At 67.6% G+C, this 21,256-nt stretch carries 18 protein-coding genes; 12 read left to right on the plus strand and 6 right to left on the minus strand.

The features are described 5' to 3' along the window. The first annotated feature begins 17 nt into the window (after positions 1–17). Positions 18–2,123 (plus strand): hypothetical protein, encoded by a 2,106-nt coding sequence (locus tag AB2385_RS02175; RefSeq protein WP_367653277.1) that lies wholly within the window; start codon positions 18–20, stop codon positions 2,121–2,123. A 43-nt stretch (positions 2,124–2,166) separates the two neighbouring features. On the opposite strand, the gene AB2385_RS02180 is transcribed toward AB2385_RS02175, so the two are convergent. After that, positions 2,167–2,871, minus strand: a complete 705-nt coding sequence (locus tag AB2385_RS02180) for a molybdenum cofactor biosynthesis protein MoaE (RefSeq protein ID WP_367653278.1) — start codon at positions 2,869–2,871, stop codon at positions 2,167–2,169. A 150-nt stretch (positions 2,872–3,021) separates the two neighbouring features. On the opposite strand from AB2385_RS02180, the gene AB2385_RS02185 reads away from it, so the two are divergent. Both AB2385_RS02185 and AB2385_RS02190 read left to right on the plus strand, forming a co-directional pair. Continuing rightward, positions 3,022–3,501, plus strand: coding sequence for a bifunctional nuclease family protein (locus AB2385_RS02185; RefSeq protein ID WP_367653279.1), 480 nt, complete (start codon positions 3,022–3,024; stop codon positions 3,499–3,501). Between the two features lie 57 nt (positions 3,502–3,558). Beyond that, complete coding sequence (locus AB2385_RS02190; RefSeq protein WP_367653331.1) at positions 3,559–4,734, plus strand: alanine--glyoxylate aminotransferase family protein; 1,176 nt, start codon at positions 3,559–3,561, stop codon at positions 4,732–4,734. A gap of 450 nt (positions 4,735–5,184) precedes the next feature. On the opposite strand, the gene AB2385_RS02195 is transcribed toward AB2385_RS02190, so the two are convergent. Continuing rightward, positions 5,185–5,886: a hypothetical protein gene (locus tag AB2385_RS02195; RefSeq protein WP_367653280.1), complete on the minus strand. Its 702-nt coding sequence runs from the start codon at positions 5,884–5,886 to the stop codon at positions 5,185–5,187. A 271-nt stretch (positions 5,887–6,157) separates the two neighbouring features. Between AB2385_RS02195 and AB2385_RS02200 the strand changes: the two genes are divergently transcribed. The 3 genes from AB2385_RS02200 to sdhB are packed head-to-tail and all read left to right on the plus strand — an operon-like array spanning position 6,158 to position 9,367. Further along, on the plus strand, positions 6,158–6,805 hold the full coding sequence (locus AB2385_RS02200; protein ID WP_367653281.1) for a succinate dehydrogenase cytochrome b558 subunit: 648 nt from the start codon (positions 6,158–6,160) through the stop codon (positions 6,803–6,805). 12 nt (positions 6,806–6,817) lie between these two features. Continuing rightward, positions 6,818–8,599 (plus strand): succinate dehydrogenase flavoprotein subunit, encoded by a 1,782-nt coding sequence (sdhA, locus tag AB2385_RS02205; protein WP_367653282.1) that lies wholly within the window; start codon positions 6,818–6,820, stop codon positions 8,597–8,599. A gap of 15 nt (positions 8,600–8,614) precedes the next feature. Beyond that, positions 8,615–9,367 (plus strand): succinate dehydrogenase iron-sulfur subunit, encoded by a 753-nt coding sequence (sdhB, locus tag AB2385_RS02210; protein WP_367653283.1) that lies wholly within the window; start codon positions 8,615–8,617, stop codon positions 9,365–9,367. A gap of 45 nt (positions 9,368–9,412) precedes the next feature. Here the strand turns inward: sdhB and AB2385_RS02215 are convergent, their stop codons facing one another. From AB2385_RS02215 to AB2385_RS02225, 3 genes are all read right to left on the minus strand, one after another. Next, complete coding sequence (locus AB2385_RS02215) at positions 9,413–9,961, minus strand: hypothetical protein (RefSeq protein ID WP_367653284.1); 549 nt, start codon at positions 9,959–9,961, stop codon at positions 9,413–9,415. 16 nt (positions 9,962–9,977) lie between these two features. Further along, a complete protein-coding gene (gene rodA, locus AB2385_RS02220; RefSeq protein ID WP_367653285.1) occupies positions 9,978–11,081 on the minus strand; it encodes a rod shape-determining protein RodA in 1,104 nt (367 codons plus the stop codon). 153 nt (positions 11,082–11,234) lie between these two features. Then, entirely contained in the window at positions 11,235–11,522 is a 288-nt protein-coding gene (locus tag AB2385_RS02225) for an RNA recognition motif domain-containing protein (protein ID WP_367653286.1), read from the minus strand. Positions 11,523–11,886: 364 nt separating this feature from the next. On the opposite strand from AB2385_RS02225, the gene AB2385_RS02230 reads away from it, so the two are divergent. From AB2385_RS02230 to hemG, 5 genes are all read left to right on the plus strand, one after another. Further along, positions 11,887–13,236: an amidohydrolase family protein gene (locus tag AB2385_RS02230; RefSeq protein WP_367653287.1), complete on the plus strand. Its 1,350-nt coding sequence runs from the start codon at positions 11,887–11,889 to the stop codon at positions 13,234–13,236. 13 nt (positions 13,237–13,249) lie between these two features. Beyond that, the gene (locus AB2385_RS02235) at positions 13,250–13,681 is read left to right on the plus strand and encodes an EVE domain-containing protein (RefSeq protein WP_367653288.1); all 432 of its coding nucleotides are present in this window, start codon (positions 13,250–13,252) and stop codon (positions 13,679–13,681) included. A gap of 85 nt (positions 13,682–13,766) precedes the next feature. Further along, on the plus strand, positions 13,767–14,801 hold the full coding sequence (hemE, locus tag AB2385_RS02240; RefSeq protein ID WP_367653289.1) for a uroporphyrinogen decarboxylase: 1,035 nt from the start codon (positions 13,767–13,769) through the stop codon (positions 14,799–14,801). Between the two features lie 6 nt (positions 14,802–14,807). Further along, positions 14,808–15,737: a ferrochelatase gene (gene hemH / locus AB2385_RS02245; RefSeq protein ID WP_367653290.1), complete on the plus strand. Its 930-nt coding sequence runs from the start codon at positions 14,808–14,810 to the stop codon at positions 15,735–15,737. Positions 15,738–15,740: 3 nt separating this feature from the next. Beyond that, on the plus strand, positions 15,741–17,147 hold the full coding sequence (gene hemG, locus AB2385_RS02250; protein WP_367653291.1) for a protoporphyrinogen oxidase: 1,407 nt from the start codon (positions 15,741–15,743) through the stop codon (positions 17,145–17,147). A 4-nt stretch (positions 17,148–17,151) separates the two neighbouring features. Here the strand turns inward: hemG and AB2385_RS02255 are convergent, their stop codons facing one another. Then, positions 17,152–17,982: an SDR family oxidoreductase gene (locus AB2385_RS02255; RefSeq protein ID WP_367653292.1), complete on the minus strand. Its 831-nt coding sequence runs from the start codon at positions 17,980–17,982 to the stop codon at positions 17,152–17,154. Positions 17,983–18,195: 213 nt separating this feature from the next. On the opposite strand from AB2385_RS02255, the gene AB2385_RS02260 reads away from it, so the two are divergent. After that, the gene (locus tag AB2385_RS02260; protein WP_367653293.1) at positions 18,196–21,240 is read left to right on the plus strand and encodes an S-layer homology domain-containing protein; all 3,045 of its coding nucleotides are present in this window, start codon (positions 18,196–18,198) and stop codon (positions 21,238–21,240) included. Positions 21,241–21,256 lie beyond the last annotated feature (16 nt).

Raw genomic sequence — 21,256 nt, forward strand, 5'->3', positions numbered from 1 at the left:
ATGCTGGAGGTACTTGCATGTCGACGTTGCGAAAAAGGGCAGCTGCTTTCCTGGCTTGCCTGCTCCTCCTGACGGCCTGCGCCCGGGAGGCGCCGCCGCCGGAGGAGGGTCCCACCCTCGCCGATCTCCGCCAGCGGGTTTCGGCTGCCTTTGACGGTACGGCGTCCAGCGCCGCCAGGCGCACGGCTGCGGAAGACGCCGTGCGCATGCTGCTGGGCCTCCTGGAGCAGACGGCCTCTTACAGTATTTCAGACGAGGATTGGTCCGCTCCGCCCCGGCCCGGGGTAGACGTGATGGTGCGTCACCTGGAACTGGACAAGGAAGTGCACCTCTACACCCTCGCGCTCCCCGGACGCAGCCTGGTGGACGAGGCGGAGCGGGTGGCCGTGCAGATCCGGCGGGGCGGTACCCCCCGGGCCCATGAGCTCGGTCCCCTGCCGGCGGGCCGCCTCGAGGCGGCGCAGCTGATGAGCGAGTCGGGCTCGCTCCGGATCACGCTGGTCATGCGCACAGAGGAGAACGAAGGGTTCATCGCACACTTCGCCGGTCCCGGCGGAGGCCCCTTCGCACTCGTGACCGACGCCTTCGACGGGATGGCAGGCACCTACGGCGCCGTCGAACTGCGCCCTGAGGACGGCGTGTTGCACGTGACCGTCGACGGCGAGCGGTGGGCGCCGGCGTGGGACGAGTCCGCGCCCGGCAAGCTCGCACTGGCGCCGGAGGTGTTCCTGAAGTGGGAGGGGCGGTTCCAGCTCTACGATGAGTCGCGGTTCGATGCGTTCACGCTGCTTTCGATCGCGACCGATCCCGCCCGGTGGTGCCGGCAGGAGGGCGACTGCCCGGAGGCGGTGACCAAGGCCCTGGCGACGTCGACCCGTGAGGCTGCGGCCGCCGCCTGGAACCTCGCCACGGCCAGGCTGACGCAGATGCTGGGGTCGGAGGAAGGCCTGTCGGATGCGCAGGTGCTCCGGCTGCCGGCCGGGTCCCGCATGTTTGCGGACGAAGGCCGGGCGCTCTCGGCCCGGCTGCTCACGGTGCCGGCTCCGGGCCCCTACCTCACCGACCGCACGTACAACGCCGTCCAGTTCCGCGCCGGCGGCGGGATGCCGCTCGCCCGGGTGCTCGACCTGCCGGGGACAGTCGAGTCGGCGCAGGTGATGGCCCACAACGGCAACCCGGCCCTCCTGCTCGTGGTCGACGAATCGGCCGGACAAGGCCAGGACGGAACCACCGAGGAGAGACGGGACATCTACCTGCTGCGGCTGGACGCCGGCAACGAGTGGCGCAAGGCTTCGGACTGGGTGGGCTACGTGACCCGTGCGCCCTACTGGTATATCGGCGAGGCGTCGCCCGACGGCGTGACGATCGCCTGGGACGCGGCGGCCCTGCCCGCGTTCCGCGTGCAGCTGGAAGAGGGGGAGGAGCCGGGCGTGATGATCTGCCCGAGCCCGGAGCAGTGCCACGCCCTCAGCTGGGTGGACGGGCGCCTGCACTTCCTGCCGTTGCTCACGCATTACATGGGCGAGCTCACGCGGCCGCACGCCGAAGAAGACCTGGTGTGGGCCGCAGGCCAGATGGCGCAGTTCCTCACGCAGGTTGACCCGGCGGCCCTGCCGGGCTCCCGGCTGAGCCAGCTGGTCGACCCCGACGGCACGCTGGGCATCCGGGTGATCGACGCCGGCGAGAACACGCGCCTGGTTACGCTGCCGGCCAGCCCGGGCGGCCTGCAGATGGCGATCATCCACGCACCGGGTCAGGCCGAGTTGGTGAAGGTCTACGACGGGCTGGTGACCGAATGGGAGGCGGCCCGGATTGTGCGGGCGGGTGACGAGAAGCGCCTGCTCGTACTCGGCCGGTCCGACCGGTCGGCGGTGCTCCTGGCCTACCGCATGCAGAATGGGCTCTGGGCGCCGGCCGACCCGCTGGACGCAGCGGTGGACCGCCTGATCGGCTTCTCGATGCGGGTCATGTTCACGCCCGGTGCCGAGCGGCCGGCGCGCGGCATCGTGGTGCGGGCCGGCGATCCGCTCACGACGACGGTGACCGATTCGGGCGCCCGCTTCTGCGAAGGGGTGTTCCGGTGCGCCACCTACCGGTACGACGGCTCCTGGAAGCTGGAATAGCACAGAAGAGGCCAGCACCTGGGTTGGTGCTGGCCTCATCGGTTCAGCGGGAGCCCGCCGGGTGCATCCAGTCGGGGCCGGTCTGGCTGCCCACCCATTCTTCGCCGTCTTCCCAGACTTCCTTCTTCCAGATGGGCACGATCTGCTTCAGGCGTTCGATGGCGTACCGACAGGCCTCAAAGGCCTCGGCCCGGTGGGGCGTGGCGACGGCGATGACCACGCTGGCCTCGGTGACGGCGAGCGCTCCGACCCGGTGGACGATGGCGGTCCTGGCGCCCGGCCAGCGCTCCGCAATCTCCTGGCCGATCCGTTCCATCTGGGCCACGGCCATCTCGGCGTAGGCCTCGTACTCCAGGTGAACGGTCCGCCGGCCGTTGGTCCACTCCCGCACCGTGCCCACGAAGACGACCGTGGCGCCCGAGTGGGGGTTGGTGACGCGGGCGGCGACCTCGTCAGCCGACAGGGGAGCGGTGGTCACCTCGAACAGGGGGCGACCCGCGCCATCCTCCGCGCCGCCGCTGACCGGCGGGATGAGCGCGACTTCGTCGCCGTCGTTCAGCACGCGGTCGCCCGGAGCGTACTCGCGGTTCACGGCGATGGAGAGAACGGGCGTGAGCCGCGCCAGACCCGGGTACTCTTGCTGCAGGTGCTGCATCAGTTGCTCTGTCGTCAGGCCGGCCCAATCACCTTCCAGCACGCGCCGACCGGCGGCGTCGGCGGCCGCGGCGAACAGCTTGACGGTGACCACTCAGAACCCTCCCCGCGGAATGCTTCTGCGTTTCTCAGTATAGAGCAGTAAATGAGCGTGGTCCAGCCAGACCCTGGCGCGTTTCGCCGTGCGTTGCTTTTCCTCCGTTTCGCTCGTAGCTTATACTTGACGTAGGAAGGAGGCGCCGCCATGGTTAGCGTGGAACTGGTCAGCGTTGGGGTCGTGGAAGAGACCGCAAGCGTGATCCTCGTGTTGCGCGCCCCGGAGCTGGAGCGCTTCCTGGTGATGGAGGTGGGCCTGCTGGAAGGCCGGGCGATCGCCCTGGAGGCCGGTGGCGTGAAGACGCCCCGACCGCTCACGCACGAGCTGACCCACCGGGTGATGGAGGCGCTCGGGGCCACCCTGCAGCGTGTGGTGATCTGCGACTACCGGGACAAGGTTTTCTATGCGAACCTCGAGCTGCAGACCGCTGACGGGCGGACTGTGCGGGTGGACAGCCGGCCCAGCGACGCGCTGGCCCTGGCCCTCCGGACGGGGGCGCCCGTGGTGGCGGCCGAGGCGGTGCTGGCGGAGGCTGGCGTCACCGAGGCGGACCTGCGTTCGGAGGAGGAAGCAGGCGTCGGCGAAGAGAATGAGTCGGGCGGCGAGAAGGAGCCCGTTCTGCACTAGCAGAGCGGGACTGCCTTTTCGGGAACCCCGTGTGGAGGAGGAGTTGCATTGGACCGCGTGCTTCCCGAGTTGAACCCACCGGAACGGCTTCTGATGGGTCCAGGGCCGTCGAATGTGGATCCGCGCATCCTCAGGGCGATGGCCACGCCGGTCATCGGCCACCTGGACCCTGCATTCCTGGGGCTGATGGATGAGACCATGGCCTGGCTGCGCCAGGTGTACCAGACCCGCAATCACCACACGGTTCCGATCTCGGCCACGGGCTCGGCGGGTGTCGAGACGATGATGGTGAACCTGCTGGAGCCCGGCGACGACGTCGTGGTGGGGATCATCGGCTACTTCGGCCAGCGCATGGCCGAGGTGGCGTCGCGCACAGGCGCAAACGTGCGCGTGGTCGAGGCGCCTCTGGGCGAGTCCATTCCGCCGGAACGGATCGAGGAGGAGCTCAAGCGGAAGCCGGCCAAACTGGTGGCCCTGGTGCACGCCGAGACGTCCACGGGTGCCGAGCAGGAGATTCCGGCGGTGGCCGAAATCGCCCACCGGTACGGCGCACTGCTGGCCATCGACTGCGTGACCTCCCTGGGTGGCATGCCGGTCAAGATTGACGAGTGGGGCGTGGACGCGGCGGCCTCCTGTTCGCAGAAGTGCCTGGGCGCACCGCCCGGACTGTCGCCGGTGACTTTCGGCCCGCGGGCGATGGAGGTCGTCTCCGGCCGGAAGACCAAGTGCCAGTCCTGGTACTTTGACCTGAACCTGCTGTTTGCGTACTGGGGCGACGGCAAGGCGAACACCCGCGTCTTCCACCACACCGGACCCATCAGCATGATCTACGCCATGCGGGAGGCCCTGCGCATCGTGCTGGAAGAGGGGCTGGAGGCGCGCTTTGCCCGCCACCGCAAGGCGCACGAGGCGTTCGTCGCCGGACTGGAGGCCATGGGGCTGTCGCTGTTCACCAGGGGCAAGCAGCTGCCGATGCTGCACGTGATCAACATCCCGGAAGGCATCGATGACCTGACGGTGCGCCGCCGGCTCCTGGAGGAGAACATCGAGATCTCCGGCGGCTTCGGCCCCCTCGCCGGCCGCACGTGGCGCGTCGGCTTGATGGGCGTCAACGCCAATCCGGCCCCGGTCCTGCGCCTGCTCAGCGCCCTGGAGACGGCCCTGGTGGAGCAGGGGTACCGCTGCGAGCGGGGCGCCGCGGTCGCAGCTGCCCGCGCAGTGTTCAAGCGGTAGCGGAGCCGTGACCGGTGGTCCATGAGTCGGGACGATCCGACCGTTTGTTGAGGGCCGTGAGCCGAGGCCTCACGCGTGCACCCTGGCGGCCAGAGGGGGGACAAGCCCCGGGAAGGCAAAGCTGGCCGCCAGGGTGCCCTTGTTTCTCAGCAGGCTGTCTCGAAACGCTGCGTGCAAGTAGACACGCGGGGCTGGCCCGGAAGCCAGCCCCGCTGAGTTATCTCGTGCACCCTGCACGCGTTCCTCACCACACGCCAGCGCCGTTGCCGAGTCTGTCTCCGCCCGCAGCGGCGAATGCAGGCCGGAAACCGTGCACGTTCAGCTTGACGCATACGTCGCCTCGACAAAGGCAAAGAATCCAAGATGTGGGCCTGAACTCAGGTCTCGCGCTGTGCCGCCTCTCCAGCCCATCACGTCCATGCGCCAGGCACGGGCGACCGACCGCCCGGCTTACCGCTCGATCTGGGCGACCAGCGGGCGCTTGAGTCGGAGGGAGTCCTGGCAGGCTGCTGTGACCGCGTGGATCAGGTCCCGGAAGACCTCGGCGGCCGGGGTGGTGGTAAAGACCGCGGCCGCCACCGCGGGCGAACCGGCCACGTTGGCCTGGTGCCAGCGCGTGACAGGCGGCAGGGGCGGCAGGCCGGGCAGGGCCACGGGCGCGCCGGAGCCGCCCATCGCGGGGGTTCTGGTTCCCCACGCACCGTCCGGGCCGAACGCGAGGGCGGAGAAGTAGCACACGAACCACCCCCGCGCGACGCCTGGTTCGGAGCGAAAGCCAACCGGCGGGGGGAAGCGGCGCAGCAGCACCCGGATGCCCTCGGCCGTCACCGCGATCTGGCCGTCATCTGAGCCCGCGACCTCGGTGGTGTCGTGACCGCCGTACATGGCGCCCAGGACGGCACCGCCCTCACCCATGAAAGTGAGCGTGGGCACCGGCTGGCGGCCGAGGCGCTCCGTCGCATGCTCCACCTCGATGAGGAGGCTCCCCGCCGCCACGGGCTGCAGTTCCAGCCGTCCGGCCGCCCCCAGGCGCATGAAGGTGGGGTATGCGTCTGCACCGAGCAGTTCGACGGCGCCTTGCATTCGGACAAGCTGCGCCAGGGGAACCGTGCGCAGGGTGGAGCCGGCCACCTCGAGTAGCAGTTGTTCCAAGGTCCTGTCCCTCCTGGGATGAGAATTGGTGCTGCCCAGCGCCCAAAGGAGAAGCACGCCTGGCGAAAATAAGCACGACTTATAATCAGAATTGTTACCACTAATGGTCTTTCAGAACGTTGACAGTACTTTGGGCGTAGGACTACAATGGGCGTGGTCTATGGCATGAGGCACCGAATGCCTATAGCCTGAGCGGGGACTGGGTAAAGTCCAGTATGAATGCGTGGGGACAACCCGACAAGAGCAACTGGGGGAAGGAGCGTATCGGCGGATGCGAGAGTTCGTGAGGCGCAACCACTTCCTGCTCCGGCGGCTTCACTCGCTGACCGGCGTGGTGCCCGTGGGCATTTTCCTGGTGTTCCACCTGTTCGAGAACTCGAAAGCGATGCAGGGAATCGAGGCGTACAACGAGGTGGTCCGGTCGATCAACTCGCTCCCGTTCCTGCTGGCGTTCGAGGTCTTCGGTATCTTCCTGCCGCTGTACTTCCACGCCATCTACGGGATCTGGATCGCGGCCGACGCACGACACAACGTCTCCAATTACAGCTACGGCCGCAACTGGGCATTCTTCCTGCAGCGGGTCACCGGCCTCATCACATTCTTCTGGGTGACTTATCACATCTTCCACTTCCGCGTCCCGAAGGCGCTCGGGGCCTATGACGTGGGCACCGCCATGCCGGGGCTGCCCGACTACTTCACCGTGGCCACCGCCTTTGCGAACCCGTTCGTGAAGGTGCTGTACGCCATCGGCATCATCGCCGCAGCTTACCACTTTGCCAACGGCCTGTACACCTTCCTCATCACCTGGGGCGTGACCATCGGGCCCCGCAGCCAGCGGGTCTCGGCCGTGGTCACCAATCTCCTGTTCGTTCTGGTGGCGGCGATGGGCCTCACCGCCCTGTTCGCATTTCAGGTGTAGGAGGGAACAGTTGTGCGACGCAATCTGATTGTCGTTGGCGGTGGTCTGGCCGGGCTCATGGCGGTGATCAAGGCCGCCGAGGCCGGGTTCCACGTCGACCTCATCTCGCTGGTCCCGGTCAAGCGTTCCCACTCCGTGTGTGCGCAGGGGGGCATCAACGGGGCCGTCAATACCAAGGGTGAGGGCGACTCCCCCTGGATTCACTTCGATGACACCATCTACGGCGGCGACTTCCTCGCGGACCAGCCGCCGGTCAAGGCCATGTGTGAGGCCGCACCGGGCATCATCTACCTGTTCGATCGCATGGGCGTGCCCTTCAACCGTACGCCCGAGGGCCTGATCGATTTCCGGCGCTTCGGCGGCACCCTGTACCACCGCACCGCCTTCTCGGGCGGCTCCACCGGCCAGCAGCTGCTCTACGCGCTGGATGAGCAGGTGCGCCGCCACGAGGTGGACGGCAAGGTCACCAAGTGGGAGGGCTGGGACTTCACCGGCCTCGTGCTTCACGAGGGGCGGGTGGTCGGCTGCACGGCCCAGAACCTGAACACGATGGAGTTCCGGGCCTTCAAGGCAGATGCCGTGATCATGGCCACCGGCGGCATCGGCATGATCTTCGGCAAGTCCACCAACTCCGTGATCAACACGGGCTCCGCCGCCGCCATCGTCTACCAGCAGGGCGCCTGGTACGCGAACGGCGAGATGATCCAGGTTCATCCCACCGCCATCCCCGGCGACGACAAACTGCGGCTCATGTCGGAGTCGATCCGCGGCGAGGGCGGCCGCGTGTGGACCTACAAGGACGGCAAGCCCTGGTACTTCCTTGAGGAGAAGTACCCGAAGTACGGCAACCTGGTGCCGCGCGACATCGCCACCCGCGAGATCTTCGACGTCTGCGTCAACCAGAAGCTGGGCGTCGACGGCAAGAACATGGTCTACCTGGATGTGACCCACATCCCGGCCGAGACCCTGCGCCGCCGCATCGGCAACCTGCTCGACATGTACAAGAAGTTCGTCGGTGACGACGCCACCAAGGTTCCGATGAAGATCTTCCCCGGCGTCCACTACTCGATGGGTGGCCTCTGGGCGGGCTACGAGAAGAAGGCCAACAACGACATGGACATCGAGAGCCCGAAGAGCTTCATGACCAACATCCCCGGGCTCTACGCCGCCGGCGAGGCATCCTTCCAGCATCACGGCGCCAACCGACTGGGCGCCAACTCCCTGGTCTCCTGCGTCTTCGACGGCATGGTGACCGGCCCGGCGGCCGTGAAGTATATCCTGGGGCTGGACACGATCCCCGCCGAGGAACTGCCTGACTCGATCTTCGAGGCGGCGGTGCGCGAGGCGGAGGAGAAGTACCAGCGCATCCTGCGCATGGATGGCCCGGAGAACCCCTACGTGCTGGCCGACGAACTGGGCAAGGTGATGACCGACAACGTCACCGTCGTGCGGTACAACGACAAGCTGAAGGAGACGCTGGACAAGATCGCCGAGTTCAAGGAGCGCTACCAGCGGATCGGCGTCCCCGACACCGGCAGCCACTCCAACCAGCCGGCGGTCTTCACCCGGTGGCTCCACGGCATGCTCGTGCTGGCCGAGGTCATCACCGCCGGCGCCCTGGCCCGCAACGAGTCGCGCGGTGCACACTACAAGCCTGAGTTCCCCGAGCGGGACGACGTGAACTGGCTGAAGACCACGATCGCGAAGCACACCCCGTCGGGGCCGGAGCTGTTCTACCGCCCGGTGGACATCACCCACATCCAGCCCCGGAAGCGGGACTACTCGAAGAAGTAGGGGGGTACGGAACCCGTGGCCGAGCAGAAGTTCATCACGCTGCGCATCCGGCGTCAGGAGGCCCCAGACAAGCCGTTCTACTGGGAGGAGTTCCGGCTCCCTTACCGCCCCGGCGCCAACGTCATCTCCTGCCTGATGGAGATTCAGCGGAACCCGGTGAACGCCGAGGGGAAGCGTACCACGCCCGTCGCCTGGGAATCCAACTGCCTGGAGGAGGTCTGCGGCGCCTGCTCCATGGTGATCAACGGCAAGGCGCGCCAGGCGTGCTCCACCCTGATCGACAACCTGGAGCAGCCCATCGTGTTGGAGCCGCTCAAGTCGTTCCCGCTGGTGCGCGACCTGATGGTCGACCGTTCCCGCATGTTCGAGGCGCTGAAGCGGGTGAAGGCGTGGATCCCCATCGACGGCACCCACGACCTGGGGCCCGGGCCGCGCCAGTCGCCCGCCGATCAGGAGTGGATGTATAAGCTGTCGGAGTGCATGACCTGCGGTTGTTGTATGGAAGCCTGCCCGAACTACAACCAGTCCACCGATTTCATCGGCCCTGCTCCGATCTCGCAGGTCCGCCTGTTTAACGCCCATCCCACCGGCCGGCTGAACGCCCACGAGCGGCTCGAGGCCCTGGCGGGCCCCGGCGGCGTGATGGAGTGCGGCAGTGCCCAGAACTGCGTGCGGGCCTGCCCCAAGGAGATTCCGCTCACGACCTCGATCGCCGAGGTTCAGCGGCAGCTCACCGTGTGGGCCTTCAAGAAGATGTTCGGCACCTAGGCAGAAGCAGATGGGTCCGCCAGCCCGCTTCCGGGCTGGCGGACCTCACGCGTGGAGCGACAGCCAGTTGAGGTAGAGCAGCGGTAACTGCCAGGGGAGGGTGGCCATCAGGGCGATAAGCACCGTGCGCAGGGGCGGCAGGCCCGAGACCGCCCGCACCCCCGCGGCGAGGGCCGCCACGCGCCACCCCAGGAAGGGCAGCGACAGCCAGAGCAGCAGCCCGTCCTGCCCCTTGAGGTAGGGCACGAAGGTGACCACGTCCTCGGCCAGGAAGAGCGCCCAGATCAGCCCGATGTACTTCATCGCGTCCGACAGCGGCACGCGCCATCCGAAAGCCCAGCCGCTCCAGAACAGCAGGCCGACCTGGATGGAGTAGATGATGACCAGCATGCTGAGCAGGTTGAGAAGCAGCAGGTCTGCCGGCAAGGACGGCACGGCCGAGCGCACGTCGGGGTGGTAGAGCAGCATGACCGCCTCGACGGTGAAGACGCAGAGCAGAATCCAGACGTACGCGCAGCGCATCTCCCGCTGCGCCTGCGCAAAGGTCTCCCCCGGCCGCAGCAGCATGCCGCGAATCCAGTCTGGTAACGCCAAATCCACTCTCTCCTTGTCACTCATAAGGCAGCGGCTCCCGCCGGGCGGCCACGCTCTGCACCAGGCCGATGGCCGCCATGTTGGCCAGCAGGGCCGTGGGGCCGTAGCTGACGAACGGCAGCGGAATGCCTGCCACCGGCATGAGCCCCATCGTCATGCCCACGTTTTCCAGCACGTGGGCGCCGAAGAGCGCGGCCACGCCCACCACGATGAGCGTGCCGTAGCGGTCGTTGGCTGAGAAGGCGATGACGGCCAGCCTGAGAAAGAGCAGCGCGTACAGTCCCAGCAGCACCGCACCGCCCACGAAGCCCCACTCCTCCACCAGCGACGCAAAGGCGAAGTCCGTGTGGGGAAAGGGCAGCCAGCCGTTCTGCTGGTACTCGCCCTTCTTGTACCCCTTGCCCCAGATGTCGCCGGAGGCAATGGCCATCTTCGACTGCAGTACCTGATACCCTGCCCCTTGCGGGTCCTTTTCGGGGTAGAGGAAGGCATCGATGCGTTCCCACTGCCCCGGGTTGATGTTGAGCGGGAAGACCGTGCCGTAGGTGTAATGGCTCCACACGGAGCCCACCACCAGCGCGGCCGCCAGCACGCCTGCGGCCAGCAGCTTCGTGCCCGGAAAGCCGCGGCCGTAGACCATGACCACCGCGATGACTGCAAAGACCAGCGCTGTGCCCAGGTCTTTCTGCAGGACCACCGCCGCAAGGACGGGGAGAACGTGGGCGATGGGCGCAGCCAGGTGCCACCAGGCCGTCAGCCGCTCCATGTCGTCGAGTTGCTTGGCCAGCGTGATGATGAGGAGGACCTTGCCGAGTTCTGAGGGCTGGACCATGATCACGCCCAGGTCCAGCCAGTTCTTGTTGCCATAGACCTCGACGCCGAAGGCCACCACGGCGAAGAGCATCAGAACGTTGAAGCCGTAGATCCACCAGTGGAGAGTCCGCAACTCGTTGTAGTCCAGGAGCAGGAGGATCGCCCAGGCGACGAAGCCCATCACCAGCGCCGCCGCCTGCTTGATGAGGTCTCCCTTCACCTCGCTTGCGGGCGCGGCGCTGGAAATCACCACAAACCCGGTGGCGGCGATCAGGAGGACGATAATAAACAGCGGCCAGTCGATCATCTTCCAAAACCGGGGGTGCCAGTACAGTGCGCTCACCTCCCGCAGCGATATACCATTCGGTTGGACCCGTACGAACCCCTCTTGGTTGCTTCTGGGGCAACACACAAATACGGTGCCACCGAGCGGTGGCACCGGCGTAATCAGCGGTTTCGGTTAGGACTTCTTTACAGGCAGGCCCAGATTGCCCCGGCCCCCGTCCCGTGGCCGTGCCTCGTTCACCGTGAGCGGGCGACCGGCCCACTCCGCACCGTTCAAGGCCTCGATGACCAACTGCGCTGCCTCGTCCGGCACCTCGACAAACCCGAAACCGCGGCTGCGACCGGTCTCTCGGTCTGTCACGATGCGAGCGGAGATGACCTCGCAGTACTGGGACACAGCGTTGTGCAGGTCGTCGCTGGTGGCGGCCCAAGGCAGGTTACCAAAATAGAGGGTCTTGGCCATCTGCTCTCGTACTCCCGTCTCTAAAGATTTCGCGCAGCCGGATGCCTCACAGGCGACGTCGCGATGCTTAATTCAGTTTACACGTAAGGCTGGTCGGTGTGCAAGAGGATTTGACCACGTGTCCTCCTTTGGTTACAGTGAAAACGCGCAGAAAGGGAGGGGTTCTCGTGCTGCGAAAGTTGGGCGCCGTGATCCTGAGCGTTCTACTGCTGGCGGGCTGCGCTGCACCCGAAAGCGGTGCCGGACCCGGCGCCGGCCAACCTGCGGGAGAGGAGGGCGAACCGCCGGCGGCGACGGACTCCGCGCCTGTACCCGCGGTCGCCCCATCAGTATATGACCCGGCCGCCGGGGCGACGTGGCCGTGGTGGGCGACCGCATTGTCGCCGTGGGCGACCTGGGACCCTACACGGCCGGCCGCATCATCGACGCAACCGGGCTGGTGGTGGCGCCCGGGTTCATCAATCCCCATTCGCACACCCACGACGACCAGCTGAACCCGTTCATCGAGCGGGACGCCAAAGCCTCTCTCATGCAGGGGATCACCACCGAGATCGGCGGCGTAGATGGCCGCTCGCCGGTAGACGTGGGCGCCTTCCTGGCCCAGCTGGCGGAGGAGGGGACGGGCGTCAACTTCGGCCTGTTCATCGGTCAGGGATCAGTGCGGGCGCACGTGATGGGCTGGTCCCCGGGCCCGGCCGGCGAGGCGCAGCTGGACGAGATGAAGCGCCTCGTGCGGGAAGCCATGGAACAGGGCGCCTTCGGCGTCTCCACGGGCCTTGAATACCAGCCGGGCTCTTTCGCCAACCAGGACGAACTGACCGCCCTGGTGGCCGAGACTGCGCCTTATGGCGGCATCTACTCCACCCACATGCGCAGCGAGGGCGACCGGGTGGTGGAGGCGATCGAAGAGGCGCTGGCCATCGGCGAGCGCGCCGGCGTGGCCGTCAACCTGTCGCACCTGAAGATCGTGCACCATCGGAACTGGGCGAAGGAGGACGAGGTAATCGCCCGGATCGAAGAGGCGCGCGCCGCCGGCCTGCGCGTCTTCGCCGACGTCTACCCCTACCGGGCGCCGGACTACGCGGTGAACCGGCCGCTCTCCGAGTGGGCCGGCGTGCTGCCGCCGGAGTACCTGTTGATCGTGGACGGCGCCTCGGCGGACCTGCACGGGCTCACGGTGGCCCAGGCCGCGGACCGGCTGGGCGTGGCGCCACCTGCGGCTGCCGCAGAACTGATGGCGCGCTACCCGTCCGTGCGCGTCGTCGCCCTGGTCTCCAGCGAGAGCGCGATGCACCGGTTCTACCGGGCCGACTGGAGCGTGATCTCCACCGACGGCGAGGCGCAGCCCAAGCTGGAGACCGCCGCCGAGGCAATGCGCTATGCCTTCCACCGGCGCTCCTACGGCACCTACCCTCAGATTTTCGGCACCCTGGTGCGCGAGCAGGGGCTGCTCACGCTGGAGCAGGCGGTGCGGAAGGCCACCGGCCAGGTGGCGGACGAGCTGGGCCTGAAGAGCCGCGGGTACCTCAAGGCAGGGCAGTATGCCGACATTGTGGTGTTCAACCCGGAGACCATCGCCGACCGCACAACCTGGCTGAGCCCCCAGGAGTACCCCGAGGGGATCGCCTACGTGCTGGTGAACGGTCACGTGGTGGTCGACGAGGGCGAGTGGAAGGGCGGGCGGCATGGGCGGCCGATCCGCCGCGGCGAGTAAGGGGGTGCCCGAGGTGGCGTACTGGCTCATGAAGACCGAACCGGAGGAGTTCAGCTACGACGACCTGGAGAGGAAATCGCCCGAGGTCTGGGACGGCGTCCGCAACACTGTGGCGGCCCGGCACCTGCGCGCCATGAAGCCGGGGGATCTCTTCCTCTTCTACCACACCGGGGATGAGCGGGCGATCGTGGGGGTGGGGCGCATCGTCAGCGAGCCCTACCCCGATCCGACCGCTCCGGAGGGCAACTGGGTGGCGGTGGACGTGGCCCCTGCCTACCGCTTCCGGTCGCCCGTCACCCTGGCGGCCATCAAGGCCGACCCGCGGTTTGCCGACTGGGCGCTGGTGCGGCAACCCCGGCTTTCGGTGATGCCGGTGACGCCGGAGCAGTGGGCGTGGCTCCATGCGCTGGGTCAGACCGACACCCTATGGTCGCCGGTAGACTGAATAGTATACACTAAGACACAGTATCCCGGGCGCCGCCCCGAGGTCGGCCGGGCGCAGCGCCCGAAAGGAGCTGTGGTCAGCCCCGATGCTGAAGAACGACCGCTTCCTGCGCGCCTGCCGCCGCCAGGCGGTGGACCGCACACCGGTCTGGTTCATGCGGCAGGCCGGCCGCTACCAGCCGGAGTACCGCCGCATTCGGGAGAAGTACTCGCTCATGGAAATCTGCGAGCACCCGGAGATCTGCGCCGAGGTCACTCTCCTGCCGGTGCGGCAGCTGGGCGTGGACGCCGCCATTCTCTTCTCCGACATCATGACCCCCCTGCGGGGCCTGGGTCTCCGGGTGGACATCGTCGAGAACGTGGGTCCGGTCTTCGCGGAGCCGATCGAACGGGAGGGGCAGGTGGCGGCCATCCCGCCCTTTGTCGCGGAGGAGGCCGTTCCCTATGTGCTGGAGACGATCCGGATCCTGCGGCGCGAGCTGGACGTGCCCCTGATCGGGTTTGCCGGCGGGCCGTTCACGCTGGCCTCGTACATGGTCGAGGGCCGGCCCAGTCGTGACTACCGTAAGGTCAAGACCCTGATGTATGCCGAGTCCCACCTGTGGCAGCAGCTGATGGAGAAGCTCTCCGCCATGGTGGCCTCGTACCTGGTTGCCCAGGTGGAGGCAGGCTGCCACGTCGTACAGATCTTCGACTCCTGGGTCGGCAACCTCACGCGCACCGACTACGAGACCTACGTGCGGCCCTACATGTACTCCATCGTGGCGGCCGTGAGGGCCACCGGGGCGCCGGTGATCCACTTCGGTGTGAACACCGGGCACCTGCTCACCGCCATCGCCGACATCGGGCCGGACGTGATGGGCCTCGACTGGCGCACGGACCTGGACGAGGCCTGGCAGCAGATCGGTCCCGGGTTCGCGGTGCAGGGCAACCTCGACCCGGTGGCGGTCTTCGCGCCGGAGGAGGTGCTCGCCGCCAAGGTGACGGACGTGCTGCGCCGCGCCGGCGGACGCCCCGGCCACATCTTCAATCTGGGCCACGGCGTGATGCCGCAGATGTCCGTATCGGCGCTCCAGCGGGTGGTGGAGCTGGTCCACAGCCACGAGGTGCAGGAGGTGTAACGCCCCGTGACGAGGCCTGTTGTGGGCGTGCTGGTGATGGCCTACGGCACGCCGAACCGCAGGGAGGAGATCCTGCCGTACTACACCCACATCCGGCGCGGCCGGCCTCCCACCCCTGAGCTGTTGCAGGAACTGACGGAGCGCTACGATGCCATCGGCGGCGTGTCGCAGCTCAACCGGATCAGCCGCGCACAGGCTGAGGCCGTGCTGCGGGTGCTGCAGGCTGAGGCTCCGGAGGCGGACTGGCGGCTCTACGTGGCCAACAAGCACTGGGAGCCGTGGATCCCGGACGCGGTGGCGAGAATGGCCGCGGACGGCATCGAGCGGGCCGTGGGCGTCGTGCTGGCGCCCCAGGGGTCGCGGCTGTCCTCCGGCGAGTACTTCGAACAGGTAGATCAGGCCCTGGCGAAGCTCGAGCGGCCCTTCTGGTTTGCGCGCATTCCCTCCTGGCACCTGGAGCCGGACTTCATCGCCGCCCAAGTGGAACTGGTGCAGGAGGCCCTCTCCCGTTTCCCCGAAGAGGAGCCGGAGGTGCTCTTCACCTGCCACTCGCTGCCGGCGCGGATCCTGGAATGGGATGACCCCTACCCTGTCCACCTGCGGGAGATGGGGGAGGAAATCGCACAGCGGGCGGGCCTCGCCCGCGTCCACTTCGCCTACCAGTCGGCCGGCCGTACGCCGGAGCCGTGGCTGGGGCCGGACGTGAAGGAGAAGGTGGCCGAACTGGCCCGCGAGGGAGTCCGCGCTGTTCTGGTGGCGCCGGTTGGCTTTGTCGCGGATAACCTGGAGATTCTGTACGACCTGGATATTGAGCTCAAGCAGGCGGCTGCGGCGATGGGCGTGCGCGTGGAACGAACGCGCATGCTGAACGACCATCCGGGACTGGCGCGGGCCCTGGCCCGGGTGGTGCTACGGGCCGTGCAGGGGGCACTGTAACCGATGGCAGCGCGCATTCTGATCGCCGGCGCGGGCGTGACCGGCCTCTCGGCGGCCTACTCCCTGCTCAAGCGGGCGGAAGCCGCAGGGCGGCGGGTGGAGATCATCGTCGTCGAGAAGGAGCGCCGCCTCGGGGGCAAGACGCAGACCGAGGTGGTGGACGGCATGATCATTGAGGCCGGCCCCGACTCGGTGATCGCCCACAAACCGTGGGCGGTGGAGCTGGCCCGGGAACTGGGGCTCGAGACCGTGGGTACCAATCCGCGGGTCCGGACCACCTACATCCTGCACAAGGGACGGCTGGAGAAGCTGCCGGTGGGGATGCAGATCATGATCCCCACCGAAATCTGGCCGTTTCTGAAGACCCCGTTGCTCTCGCCGTGGGGTAAGCTGCGGGCCGGACTGGAGCCTTTCGTCCCCGTCCGGCGCACCGATGAGGACGAGTCGATCGGCTCGTTTGTCGCCCGCCGCTTCGGCCACGAGGTGCTCGAGCACATCGCCGGCCCCCTGATGGGCGGCATCTACGGCGGCGACTTCAACGCCGTTTCCATGAAGGCCACGTTCCCCCGGTTCCTTCAGATGGAGCGGGAGGGCGGCTCGCTCCTGCTCCAGGCCTGGCGCAACAAGGCGCTGAAGCCAGAGGGGCCGACGGGCAGCGGCTTCGTCACCGTGAAAGGCGGCCTGAACCAGCTGGTTCAGGCCCTGGTGGCGCGCATGGAGGGAAAGGTGACCTTCGTCACCGGCGTAGCCCTGACGGGGCTCGTGCCGCAGCCGGAGGGTCAGGGGTACGTGGCGGGCCTGGACAGCGGCCAGCGCATCGAGGCCGACGCCGTGATCCTCGCCCTCCCGGCGCACGCGGCCGCCAAGCTGGTGCGGGAGTACCTTCCGGAGGTGGCGCACGAGCTGAGCGCCATCCCCTACCACAACTCGGTGGTGGCAGCCCTGGCGTACAACCGGGAGGACGTGGCGCACCCGTTGGACGCCTCAGGCTTCCTGGTGCCGGTGACCGAGCCGACCACCATCACCGCCTCGACCTGGGTCTCCTCGAAGTGGCCGCACGCCGTGCCCGAAAGAAAGGTGCTGATCCGCTGCTTCATCGGCCGCGGCGTGGGGCGGGACTGGACGAAGGAGCCGGACGAGCTCATCATCGCCCAGGCCCGCAAGGAACTGGAGCGGCTGATGGGTCTGAGGGCCGAGCCGATCCTGACCCGGGTGTTCAAGTGGCCGCGGGCCATGCCCCAGTACCTGGTGGGGCACCTGGACCGGATCGACCGGGTGGACCGGCTCATGGCCCGGGTGCCCGGGCTCTACCTCGCCGGCGCCGCCTTCCGCGGCGTGGGCCTGCCGGACTGCGTGCGGGAGGGCACGCAGGCGGCGGAGAAGGCGGCCCGGCACCTGGGGTGGGCCTAGCGGCTTACGGCCACCGCTGCCGGCCGTCGATCCAGATGGGGTTTGCGGGGGGCCTGCCCTCGCACCAGTACCGGTCGAAATCGGTGATGCCGGCCTCCCGCAGGATCTCCTCGTCCAGCAGCATCCGCCCGGTGCAGGCGGAGGGTTCCTGAGACAGGATGGCCATCACGGCGTCGCACATGATCTCGGGGGTCCGCCACTGTGCGCGCTCGCCCAGCCCGTGGTTGATGACGGCAGCCGTTTCGATAGGTGCGCAGGGCCAGAGCGTGTTGCTGGCGATGTTGTCTTCCCGGTGCTCCGCGGCGATGCCGATGGCCAGGCGGGCCATCCCCATCTTGGCGATCATGTAGGCCACCATGTTCGGGTTGGGCTCCACGGAGAGGGGCGGAGCCATGGTGATGATGTGGCCCCAGCGCTGGCGTTTCATGTGGGGCAGCACGTAATAGCAGCACAGGTAGGCGGCCCGCACGTTCACCTGCATCAGCAGGTCGAACCGCTTGGGCGGGGTGTCGAGCACCGGCTGCCACCAGAGGGCGCCGGCGTTGTTGATGAGGATGTCGATGCGCCCGAACTCGGCGATGGCGGCGTCTACCATGGCGGCGATCTGGCCCTCGTCCCGCACGTCGACGCGCACCGGCAGCGCACGGCGCCCGGTGCGGCGCACCGCCTCCGCCGTCTCGTAGATGGAGCCCGGCAGGCGCTCGGTCGACTCCACGCTCTTCGCCGCCACGACGATGTCGGCCCCTTCCTCGGCCAGGCGAATGGCCAGGGCCCGGCCGATGCCCCGGCTCGAGCCGGTGATGATGGCCACGCGTCCCTCCAGAATTCCTGCCATGATCCAGCCCTCCTCTGTCCGATCAGCGGAAACCTTTGGGATTGATTGGACAGTCAGGGCAGCAGTCCTCCTTGCCCCGCCTCACCCGAGGCGGGTTGTTCTCTTCCATGTGAGATTTTTCAGCCGCACCCCTCTACCCCCTGAAACGGCGTGGGCGCGCCGAATCGTCTGTATTGGCGGAAGAGAACTTGATGCAGAGGAGGTTGCGCGCACATGCGCAGATGGGTGAGCTTACTGCTGGCGCTCGTGCTCCTCGTGGGCTCCGCGGCGCCGGCCCTCGCCGCACAAGGCGGCTGGCGCTCCTGGTTCCTGGACGTGCCCGAGGACAACTGGGCGCTCCCGTACGTGATGGAGATGCACGCCAAGGGCCTGATGAAGGGCGTGGGCAACGGCTTCTTCCAGCCGGCGGGCCCGCTGACGCGGGCGCAGGCCGTAACCGTCGCGGTTCGGCTCATGGGCCTGGAGGATGAGATCTACGACCTCGACGACCGCGAGATCCGGAACCTGCTGCCCTTCACGGACCGGGACGACATCCCGGAGTGGGCGAAGCCGTATGTGGCCGTGGCCGTGGACCACGACATCGTGCCCGTGGCCGAGGACGGCCTGTTCCGGGCGAACGAGAATGCCACCCGGCTCTGGGTCTCGGTCTTGCTGGTGCGGGCCCTGGGCTACGAGGCCGAGGCCCAGGCCAAGATGAAGGCCAACCTGCCCTTTGATGATGCCGACCTGATTCCCGCCTCCCTGGTGGGATACGTGGTCGCGGCCGTCGACCACCAACTGGTGCAGGGCTTCCCGGACGGGACGTTCCGGCCCAATGATGCGCTGACCCGCGCCCAGGCGGCGGCGCTGCTCTCCCGCACCGACCGGCAGCTGGGCGAACTGGGCCGCTTCCGCCCGGGATTCCTGGTGGGCGACCTGGTGCGGGTGAGCGAGCGGAACCTGACCCTGACGCTCAGCGTGCAGGGGCGGGACCAGACGTTTGATGTGGACGCGGATGCCCCGGTCTTCCTCAACGAGAAGTCGGCGAACCTCGGTGACCTGCCGGTGGGCGCCCGGGTCTCCGTGGTGCTCGGCGATGACAACGTGGTCTTGATGGTGATCGCGTACACTCCGGTCACGACCCCCGGGGCCAGCGGCGTCTCGGGCGAGATCAGCGCCATCTTCCTGCCCTCGGAGATGGCGGGCGGGCTCGGTCTGGTGGTCGTGAAGACCAGCAATGGCAAGGAGCAGACCTACCCGCTCGCGCCCCAGGCGACCGCCACCTACAACGGCCGGAAGCTCGACCTGGATGAGCTGCGCGTGGGCGACCAGGTGAAGGTGCAGGTAATCGCCGGCGTGGCCATTTCCATCGAGGTCACAAAGCGCGGCAGCGGCTCCAGCACGCAGAGCCAGATCAAGGGCACCATCACCGAGATCCGCCCGTACTCGACCTCCTTCCTGGGTTCGATTGACGTGAAGGTGGGCAACACGACCCGCACCATTGCGGTGGCGCCGGAGGCGGTCATCACCCGGGAGGGCAACCGGGTGTACCTCACCGATCTGGAAGTGGGCGACGAGGTCACCGTCCGGCTCGCCGGTGGCGTGGCGATCCGCATCACCGTTGACAAGCCGGCCAAGCAGGAGGAGACGGTCCGCGGCGAGATCCAGGTCATCTACCCCGCCACGAAGAACAGCCAGGCCCGCATCCGGCTGAAGACCGAGTCGGGCAGCACCCGCACGGCGACGCTGGCGGAGAACGTGAAGATCCGCCAGGGCAGCACCTCGCTCAAAGTGGAGGACCTGCAGGTGGGCGACAAGGTGCAGGTGCACCTGACCAACGGGGTGGCAGACGAGATCCGGATCCTCACGAAGGTCGAAGAGGTGAAGGGGACGATTCAGCAGATCACGCCGGCCACCCGGACGACCGGGCCCAAGCTGACGGTCAAGACCGCCAGCGGGAACAGGACGGTCACCCTCGCTACCGACGTGGTCATCAAGTACGGCAGCCGGAAGCTGACGGTGGATGACCTGCGCATCGGCGACGAGGTGACCGTCAAGGTCGTGGACGGCACCGGTACCGAGGTCACCGTGACCAAGCGCGGGCCAGCGGTGGAAGAGGTCAAGGGCACGCTGGAGCAGATCGAGCCGGCCACGAAGAGCGCCAAAGCGCGCCTGACCGTGAAGACTGCCCAGGGGACCCGCCGGATCAACCTGGCTGACGACGTGACGATCAAGTATGGGAGCAGGACGCTGAAGCTGAGTGACCTGCGCGTGGGCGACGAGGTGACGGTGACCGTCACCGACGGCGTCGGCACGGCCATTCAGGTGCATGAACGGGGACCGGTGAGCGAGGTAGTCACGGGGACGATCGAGGAGATCTACCCGGTCTCCATCACCTTCCGGGCCAGCATCGACCTGCGCACGGCGAACGGGGTGAAGACCATCACCCTGGCGCCGGAGGCGAAGATCTACCGGGGAGAGAAGGAGATTACCATCGCGGAGCTGCAGAAGGGCGACCGGGCGACAGTGACGCTGGTAGCCGGCATGGCGACGGTCATCGAGGTCGAGGAGGCGGTCACCGAGGAGATCACGGGGACGATCGAGGAGATCTACCCGGTCTCCATTACCTTCCGGGCCAGCATCGACCTGCGCACGGCGAACGGGGTGAAGACCATCACCCTGGCGCCGGAGGCGAAGATCTACCGGGGAGAGAAGGAGATTACCATCGCGGAGCTGCAGAAGGGCGACCAGGCGACGGTGACGCTGGTGGCCGGCATGGCGACCGCCATCCGGGTAGAGGAGACCGCTCCCGGGGAGGTCATCGGGCATCTGCTGGCCGTCTACCACTCCTCCCCCGCCCTCCATCCCAGCCTCATCATCAAGACGGCAAGCGGCGTCCGGCAAATCCTGCTCGGGCCAGACACGGTGTACCGCAGCGGGAACAGGAACCTGGGCCCTGAGGACTTCCAGCCGGGCGACCGCGTGAGGGTCAGGGCCGTGGCCGGTGTCGCGGCGACGGTAACCTTGCAAGAGCGGCCCCGCAGCAGCCTGGTGAACGGCACCGTGGTCGGCATTCTGGACCGCGACATCACGATCCGGCTCGACAGCAGGACTGAGCGCACCTACACGCTGGCCGAGGACGTGGTCCCCACCATCGGCGGCAGGAAGGCGACCCTGGACCAGGTCTACACGGGCGACCGGGTCCAGCTGGAGGTGCGGGGCGACGTGATCCTCAAGCTGGAGGTGCAGCGGCGCACCAACAACCGGGTGGATGACTGAAGGGCTCACGCAAAAG

It is taken from the genome of Symbiobacterium sp. (genome assembly GCF_040797425.1).
GTDB lineage: Bacteria > Bacillota > Sulfobacillia > Symbiobacteriales > Symbiobacteriaceae > Symbiobacterium.